This window comes from Kitasatospora sp. NPDC040550, assembly GCF_055594965.1.
The window spans coordinates 48,745-54,990 of sequence record NZ_JBVIWC010000015.1 but is presented as its reverse complement, the minus strand read 5'-3'; the positions used below and the strand labels follow the sequence as shown (position 1 = coordinate 54,990).

Sequence of the window (6,246 nt, the reverse complement as noted above, 5' to 3'; positions counted from 1 at the left end):
GCGGAGAACACCAGCACCGTGGAACCACCGGTCATGTGCAGCACCCGCCACCTCCTCTCCTTCCCCCCCCCCCCCCCCCCCCCCCCCCCCCCCCCTCCCCCCCTCCCCCCCCCCCCTCCCCCCCGGGGCCGGGGCGGCGGTCACCCGCGGTGGGGCGTCACCCGCGGCGGGGCGTCACTGCCAGGCGCGGTTGACCGCGTCGCGGGCCTGGCCCAGGTACTGCTGGTAGGTGCCGAGGTTCCAGGCCGCCCAGGAGGCCCAGCCCCGGCCGGTGCCGTCGTTGTCGATCCGGTAGGCCTTGCGGGCCGACCAGCCCATGTCCTGCCAGTTCTCGGCCGTGACGACGTCGGCGTCGCGGTTGTGGACGTCGGGGTACCAGCGTTCGTTGATCTGCCAGGCCCCGAGGTCCTTGGTGCCCGGGTCGGGGTCGGTGGGGAGGTTGGTGTGGACGGCCAGGCGGTTGCAGCCGGACTCGGCCATGGCGATCGCGACGGCGTAGATCGCGTCGTCGTTGCGGCCCTCGCCGGACCTGTCCTTCGCGAAGCCCGCCAGCTTCGCTTCCCGGGCGCAGGCGTCGATGCCGCTCTGGTCCCCGGAGGCGTGGGCGGTGAAGCCCGTCGAGCTGATGGTCAGCGCCAGGGCGACGGCCGAACCGGTCAGCAGTGCACGAGTTCTGCGGAGCACGAGTGTTCTCCCTTCGACGCCGGCCCGGGATCGGGCCGGATACGGGGAGGGACGCTATGCGGCACCGGTAGACAAGCGGTCAACGCGGAACCCCGGTGCCGCGGTCCTCGTCCGGCGGCCGCCCCGGCCACCCTGGCGCCCCGTCAGCGTGCGGGAACGGCCCGGATAGGGTGGAACGGCACGTCAGAGGGCCGGGAGCGGCCGGGAAGGGCCTGGGGCATGGGGAAGAAGAGCGAGCTGGACGACCTGCGGGCGCGGGTGGCCACGCTGGAGGCGGAGGTCGACCGGCTGCGGGGTGAGGCGGCGGCGGCCGGCCGGGCGCCGGCGGTGGCCGCCGGGCCGCCCCAGTCGATGACCCGCATCGCGGATGCCGTCGGCGTCATGGTCTCCGGCCGGGCGGAGCAGCCGACCCGGGTCCTCCAGGCGCGCACCGGCAGCGCGGAGCGCAGGACCGCAACGGCCCCGGAGCCCGCGACGGCCACGGCAACGGCCCCGGCAACCCCGGAGCCCGCCGAGCCCCCGGACGCCATGGCGACCCGGAGCCTCCCGGTTCCCGCACACGGCCAGTTCCTGGAGAGCCTGCTGTCGGGCCGTTAGACCGGGAGCCGCCCCCGACGGCGGGGGTCAGATGCCGAGCAGGCGCACCAGCCTCCCGTGCTCCTCCGCGCTGAGCGGGCGCACCTGGCAGGTGCAGCCGCGCAGGTCGGAGGAGCCCATCTCGGCGTTCGAACCGGCGTCGGTGGTGAGCAGGTTGACGTTGGAGAGGCGCCAGGAGTCCGGGCCGTCGAGCTCGGGGTACCACCAGGAGGCGGAGACGCAGACGCTGTCGTCGCGCAGCCGGTCGGTGACCGTGACCCGGAAGTAGGCGGCCCGGTCGTGGCGGGTGACGGCGGCCCACTCGCCGTCCGCGAGACCTCGGTCGGCGGCGGCGCGCGGGGACAGCTCCACCCTGGGGTGGGGCTCCTTCGCGCGGAGCTGGCCCACCTGGCGGAACTCCGAGTTGAAGTAGAAGGTCGAGTGGCGCGAGGTGAGGATCAGCGGGTGGTCCTCGTCCGGCTGCTCGCGGTCGGTCCACCGGGGCAGTGGGTCGTAGCCCATCATCCGCAGACCGGGGTGGTGGAAGGTGAACTTGCCGGAACGCGTCCTGAACCCCTCCTCCTCGTACTTGCGGTAGCGCAGGCCGGTGGCCCGGTACTGCTGGGCCTGGAGGGCCTTCCAGTCCATTCCGATCGGCGCGAGCCGCGCGTCCAGGGCGTCCTGGGCGCTGCCCCAGAACCCCTCCAGCCCCAGCCGGAGCGCGAGTTCGTTGAGGATGTCCTCGTCGGGCCTGCTCTCGCCGAGGGGGTCGACGACGCGGTTGCGGCTGGCCACGTAGTTGGCGTGCTCGACGATCTGGTCCCGCTCCGTCCAACTGGGCACCGGCAGCACGATGTCCGCGTAGCGCACCGTCGGGGTCAGGAACAGGTCGGCGGCCACGATGAAGGGGACGGCGCGCAGGGCGGCCTCCACCTTCGCCGAGTCCGCGTAGCTGACCAGCAGGTTCGACCCGAAGACGAGCAGGCTGTTCACCGGGTACGGCTCGCCGGTGAGGCAGGCGTCGAAGACGGCCCCGGGGTGCGCCCAGCCGGACATGCCCAGGATCGAGTGCCCGGCGACGAGCCGGTCGCCGCCGGCGCCGTCCGGGAGGAGGTCGTAGCCGGGCATCGCGCGTCTGCCGACGATCCCCGGGGGTTCCCACAGCACGTCGCCGCCGGGGACGTCGACGTTGCCGCACAGTCCGGAGAGCTGGACGAGCAGTCGGGCGGTGCCGAAGGAGTCCCGGCTCTGCTGCGCCCCGGTGCCCAGTTCGATGCCCGCGCTCGCCGCAGCGCCGTACGCTGTCGCGGCCCGGCGGATGAGGTCCGCCGGGACGCCGGTGATCCCGGCCGCCCGCTCCGGTGTCCACTCCCGGACGTGGTCGCGCAGTTCCTCGGCACCGGTGGCGTACCGGAAGATGAACTCCCTGTCCTCCAGGCCCTGTTCGAAGATCTCGTGGAGGAGCGCCAGGGCGAGGGCGGTGTCCGTGCCGGGCCGCAGTTGCAGGTGGAGCTCGGCGCGCCGGGCGACCGGGGTGCGCACCGGGTCGACGACGATCAGCCTGGTCCCCCGGCTGACGGCGTCGAGCAGCCGGGTGCCGATGACGCCGTCCCCGTGCGTGGCGGGCTTGTTGCTCCCCCACAGCACGACGAGCTCGGGGCTGCCCTCGTAGTCGACGAAGCTGAACGCGCCCATCGAGAGGATCCCGGCCATGACGCGCGGGTAGAAGCAGACGTGGGCCGGTCCGATGACGTTCGGGGTGCCCAGGGCGTTCCCGAAGCGGAACAGCCACTCCTGGTAGTTGCGGTCGGTGCCCTGGGCGAGCACGATGCTGCGCGGCCCGGCGCCGGCGAGGTCGGCGCGGAGCCTGGTGGCGATGGTGTCGAGCGCCTCCTCCCAGCCGATCTCCTCGAACTCGCCGCTGCCCCGGCTGCCCACCCGCCGCAGCGGGCGGGTCAGCCGGTCGGGGTGGCGGGCGAGCGCGGGCGCCGCCCGGCCCTTCGCGCAGAGGAATCCGCGGTTGTTCGGATTGTCCGGGTCCCCGGCCACGGTGAACTCGTCGCGATTCCCGGGAATTAGCAGGACCCCGCACCCGCCGTGGCAGCTGCGGCAGATGGATCGGACGGCTTCGTTCGGCATTAGGTCGACCCCCACGTCCACATTAATGAGAAGCGACGGCGCCCGCGGTCGCGGGATCTTGTAATTCACGATCTTGAAATACTTGCTCGCCGACGGACGGTCGGCGCTATTTCGACCGAGACCTGTCAAGTCCGGGCGGGCTGAATCAACGTCAACTATAGGGTTCAGAAGCGGACTTGGGAGTGGAGTTCACCGCCGCCGCCGCGCTCGTTCCGGGTGGTATGCGGCTTTTCCACCGGATGTTCCACGGGCCGCACGCCCTTTTTGCCCGCGTTTTCGAAGTCCTGCATGATCCTTGAAACAGGAATCTTGCGCCCCGTTCAAAGCTGGCCCTAGGATGCCGCCAGTAGGCACCATGCGAAGTCCTTTTTGGAGGGCGTCATGGCATCCTTATCCTCGAAGAATTCCCAGGTCGACTTCGTGTCGGGCGCCGTTCCCACGTCGGACAATCGGTCTGATTCGACTCTTCCCAAACGTTGGTACAACTTTCTCGGCGATCTTCCCGGACCCCTGCCGGAAGTCCGCAACGAGGGCAATCCGAGCCCCGCCGAGATTGCCGCGAAGGTTCGCCCGAAGGCGATCCTGGAGCACGACCGTCCGGCCGGGCCGTGGGTCCCCGTGCCGCAGCCGGTGCGGGACTGGCTGCGGCACGTCGGCCGGCCCACCCCGCTGCACCGGGCCCGGCGCCTGGAGCAGCGACTGGGCACCGGGGCGCGGATCTACCTCAAGCGCGAGGACGTGCTGCCGACCGGCAGCTTCAAGCTCAACTCCGCCATCGCGCAGGCGTACTACGCCGCCGAGGAGGGGCGCCGCACCCTGGTCACCGAGACCGGGGCCGGCCAGTGGGGCATGAGCGTGGCGCTCGCGGCCAGCATGTTCGGCCTCGACGCCGAGGTCTTCATGGTGCGCTGCTCCCTGGAGCAGAAGCCCTACCGCCGGCACTACATGGAGCTGCTCGGCGCGAAGGTCCACCCCTCCCCCTCGCCGCACACCCCGGTCGGGCGCGAGCTGCTCGCCCGCGTCCCCGACCACCCGGGCAGCCTCGGCACCGCGATCAGCGACGCCATGCAGTACGCGCTCGGGACGGAGTCGGCCGCCTACCTCTCCGGCAGCGGCACCCCGCACGTCTACCTGCACCAGACCCTGCTCGGGCTGGAGGTGCGGGCGCAGCTGGAGGAACTCGGCGAGAACCTCGGCGCGCCCGGGCGGGGCGACCACCTGGTCGCCTGCGCGGGCGGCGGCAGCAACCTCTGCGGCCTGATCGGGCCGTACCTGCGGGCCCGGACGGACGGCGCCGACCTGCGCTTCCTCGCGGCGGAGTCCACCGCGGCGCCGCGGCTCACCGCCGGGGTCTACCGGTACGGCAGCTCCGACGTGGCCGGCTTCACGCCCGAGGTGATGGGCTACTCGATGGGGATGGACTACATCCCCCCGGCCGTCCACGCCGCGGGCCTGCGCAACCACCACAGCTCCGCGATCGTCAGCCTGCTGCGGCACCAGGGCGTGCTGGACGCCGTCGCCTTCGGCGACCCCGAGTCCTTCGCGGCCGGGAAGCTGCTGCTGCAGACCGAGGGCATCCTGCTGGCGCCCGAGTCCAACCACGCGCTCGCCGCCGCCCTCGACGTGGTGGCCGAGGCCGACCAGCGGCGGCAGCGGCCGGTCGTGGTGGTGCTCGCCAGCGGCTCGGGCCTGCTGGACCTGCAGAGCTACCACGACGTCGGCCGGCCGGCGTAGCACCCGCACCGGGGCGGCGCACGGGCGCGTCCCGCACCACTGGAACTCGTTGCTAGGGGGGGCAATGCGGTTGGCACTACAGGCGCAGCCCGGCGTGCACTGCGAGACGACGACGCTCGGGGCCATGCTGCGCCACGCCGGCGCCGACGTCTCGGAGCCGATGCTGTTCGGGCTCGGGCAGGGCATCGACTTCCAGTACTGGGACCCGCCGGCGCCCGGGCTCACGCCGATGCTCACCGGGCGCACCGGTGCCGGGGAGCTGGCGCGGAACGCCTGCGCCGCCCTCGGCGTGGAACTCCGGGAGTCGCAGGAGGCGGACCCGGCCGCCGCCGAGGAACGGGCCGCCGAGCTGCTGCGCGCCGGGTCCGTGGTCGGCGTGACCGTGGACATCTACTACCTCGACTACTTCACCTCCAAGAGCCACTTCGCCGCCCACTGCATCGCGCTGTACGGCCTCGACGACACCACGGCCTATGTCGTCGACACCGAACAGCAGGGCGGGGCAAGGGAGTTGAGCATCGAGTCGCTCCGGCTGGCACGCGGCTCGACGGAGGGCTTCATGCCCTCGCCGAACCGGCAGCTGCACCTCGGCCCGCTGCCGGAGCGGCTGACCGCCGACCCGGAGCGGCTGCTGCTCGACCGGGCGTGGGATGCGATGCGCTCGGCCGCGCGGACGGTGCTCGCCGACCGGGGGCCGCGGTTCGGCATCGCCGGGCTGCGCCGGGCGGCGGCGGAGATCCCCGGCTGGCGGGACTCACTGGCGTCCGACGTCGAGCTGGTGCCCGCCACCGGGCGGTTCTGGCGGTACGCCGGGACCGGCGGCACCAACTTCCGGGGCCTCCAGCTGGACTTCCTCCGCGAGGTGCGCAGCCGCTCCGGGACGGCCCGGCTCGACCCGGTGATCGGGGCCTTCGAGCAGCTCCGGCAGGACTGGGACGAGGTGATCGAGCTGCTGCTCGGCTACGGCGCGGCGGGCGGACCGCGGCAACGGCAGCAGCGGCTGGACACGGTCGGAGCCCGGCTGGCCGGGATCGCCGACGCCGAGCAGGCCGCCTTCGGCCGGGTGCTCGACGTCACCACCGACATCGCGGGCTGAACGGCCCCGGGAGATCG

6 protein-coding genes are annotated in these 6,246 nt (G+C 72.8%); 3 read left to right on the top strand and 3 right to left on the bottom strand.

The genetic code is table 11. The features are described 5' to 3' along the window. Positions 1 to 174: 174 nt before the first annotated feature. Positions 175 to 684: a transglycosylase SLT domain-containing protein gene (locus ACZ58X_RS22390; protein WP_470335364.1), complete on the bottom strand. Its 510-nt coding sequence runs from the start codon at positions 682 to 684 to the stop codon at positions 175 to 177. A gap of 219 nt (positions 685 to 903) precedes the next feature. Here ACZ58X_RS22390 and ACZ58X_RS22385 point away from each other — a divergent pair, with 219 nt between their 5' ends. Beyond that, positions 904 to 1,281, top strand: coding sequence for a hypothetical protein (locus ACZ58X_RS22385; protein ID WP_470335363.1), 378 nt, complete (start codon positions 904 to 906; stop codon positions 1,279 to 1,281). Positions 1,282 to 1,308: 27 nt separating this feature from the next. Here ACZ58X_RS22385 and ACZ58X_RS22380 read toward each other — a convergent pair whose 3' ends face one another. Then, positions 1,309 to 3,399: a molybdopterin-containing oxidoreductase family protein gene (locus ACZ58X_RS22380; protein WP_470335498.1), complete on the bottom strand. Its 2,091-nt coding sequence runs from the start codon at positions 3,397 to 3,399 to the stop codon at positions 1,309 to 1,311. A 164-nt stretch (positions 3,400 to 3,563) separates the two neighbouring features. Beyond that, the gene (locus ACZ58X_RS22375; protein ID WP_470335362.1) at positions 3,564 to 3,689 is read right to left on the bottom strand and encodes a hypothetical protein; all 126 of its coding nucleotides are present in this window, start codon (positions 3,687 to 3,689) and stop codon (positions 3,564 to 3,566) included. Between the two features lie 91 nt (positions 3,690 to 3,780). On the opposite strand from ACZ58X_RS22375, the gene ACZ58X_RS22370 reads away from it, so the two are divergent. Both ACZ58X_RS22370 and ACZ58X_RS22365 read left to right on the top strand, forming a co-directional pair. Continuing rightward, positions 3,781 to 5,133 carry a TrpB-like pyridoxal phosphate-dependent enzyme gene (locus tag ACZ58X_RS22370; protein WP_470335361.1) on the top strand — a complete coding sequence of 451 codons (1,353 nt, stop codon included), beginning with the start codon at positions 3,781 to 3,783 and terminating at the stop codon, positions 5,131 to 5,133. Positions 5,134 to 5,197: 64 nt separating this feature from the next. Beyond that, positions 5,198 to 6,229: a BtrH N-terminal domain-containing protein gene (locus ACZ58X_RS22365; protein ID WP_470335360.1), complete on the top strand. Its 1,032-nt coding sequence runs from the start codon at positions 5,198 to 5,200 to the stop codon at positions 6,227 to 6,229. The last annotated feature ends 17 nt before the right edge of the window (positions 6,230 to 6,246 follow it).

Excerpts from the sequence above, each read along its gene's own strand:
- ACZ58X_RS22380 (WP_470335498.1), bottom strand. The coding sequence starts at position 3,399 with ATGCCGAACGAAGCCGTCCGATCCATCTGCCGCAGCTGCCACGGCGGG.
- ACZ58X_RS22375 (WP_470335362.1), bottom strand. The coding sequence starts at position 3,689 with ATGCAGGACTTCGAAAACGCGGGCAAAAAGGGCGTGCGGCCCGTGGAA.
- ACZ58X_RS22370 (WP_470335361.1), top strand. The coding sequence starts at position 3,781 with ATGGCATCCTTATCCTCGAAGAATTCCCAGGTCGACTTCGTGTCGGGC.
- ACZ58X_RS22365 (WP_470335360.1), top strand. The coding sequence starts at position 5,198 with ATGCGGTTGGCACTACAGGCGCAGCCCGGCGTGCACTGCGAGACGACG.
- ACZ58X_RS22385 (WP_470335363.1), top strand. The coding sequence starts at position 904 with ATGGGGAAGAAGAGCGAGCTGGACGACCTGCGGGCGCGGGTGGCCACG.